Source organism: Arthrobacter ginkgonis (assembly GCF_039540195.1).
GTDB lineage: Bacteria > Actinomycetota > Actinomycetes > Actinomycetales > Micrococcaceae > Zafaria > Zafaria ginkgonis.
In genome coordinates this window covers 1-1,215 of sequence record NZ_BAABEO010000043.1, presented here as the reverse complement: position 1 = coordinate 1,215, position 1,215 = coordinate 1, and the positions used below count along the sequence as shown (strand labels likewise).

Here is a 1,215-nt window from a genome sequence, read left to right as displayed (position 1 = left end):
TCCTGCGCCGGGCCTTTGACCTGGTCACCGAGCGCGCCGAGGACTTCGCGCTGCTGATGACCCTGGAAATGGGCAAGCCGCTGGCCGAGGCCCGCGGCGAGGTCGCCTACGGCGCCGAGTTCCTGCGCTGGTTCTCCGAGGAAGCCGTGCGCGACTACGGCCGCTACCTGACCACCCCCGAGGGCAAGAACAAGATCCTGGTCCAGCGCAAGCCGGTGGGCCCGTGCCTGCTGATCACCCCGTGGAACTTCCCGCTGGCCATGGCCACCCGCAAGGTCGGACCCGCCGTCGCGGCCGGCTGCACCATGGTGCTCAAGCCCGCCAAGCTCACCCCGCTGACCTCCCAGCTGTTCGCCGCGACCCTGCTCGAGGCCGGCCTGCCGGCGGGCGTGCTGAACGTGGTCTCCTCCAACAGCGCCTCGGCGATCTCGGGTCCGCTGATGCAGGATCCGCGCCTGCGCAAGGTCTCCTTCACCGGCTCCACCCCGGTGGGCAAGCGCCTGATGAAGGACGCCGCGGACAACGTGCTGCGCACCTCGATGGAGCTCGGCGGCAACGCCCCGTTCCTGGTCTTCGAGGACGCCGACCTGGACGCGGCCGTCGAGGGCGCCATGGCCGCGAAGATGCGCAACATGGGCGAGGCCTGCACCGCGGCCAACCGCTTCCTGGTCCAGGAGTCCGTGGCCGAGGAGTTCACCGCCAGGTTCGCCGCCGCCATGGCCGCCCTGAAGCCCGGACGCGGCACCGAGGCCGAGACCACCGTGGGCCCGCTGATCGATTCCGGGGCGCGCGAGGACGTGCACGCCCTCGTCGAGGCCGCGGTGGCCGACGGCGCGACCGCGGTCACGGGTGGCGCCCCGGTGGAGGGCGACGGCTTCTTCTACCAGCCCACCGTGCTGGCCAACGTCCCCAACGACGCGGCGATCCTGGGCCAGGAGATCTTCGGCCCCGTCGCCCCGGTCACCACGTTCACCACCGAGGAGGAGGCCATCAAGCTGGCCAACGCCTCCGAGTACGGGCTGGCGTCCTACCTGTACACGCGCGACTTCAACCGCATGTTCCGGGTGGCCGAGCAGATCGAGTTCGGCATGGTCGGCTTCAACGCCGGCGTCATCTCCAACGCCGCGGCCCCGTTCGGCGGCGTGAAGCAGTCCGGCCTGGGCCGCGAGGGCGGCGCCGAGGGCCTGGACGAGTACACCACCGTGCAGTACATCG

1 protein-coding gene is annotated in these 1,215 nt (G+C 71.1%); it reads left to right on the top strand.

All coding sequences use genetic code 11. From position 1 onward, the window contains the following. A partial coding sequence (locus tag ABD912_RS23230) for an NAD-dependent succinate-semialdehyde dehydrogenase (RefSeq protein ID WP_345154823.1) occupies positions 1 to 1,215 on the top strand: 1,215 nt, incomplete at both ends.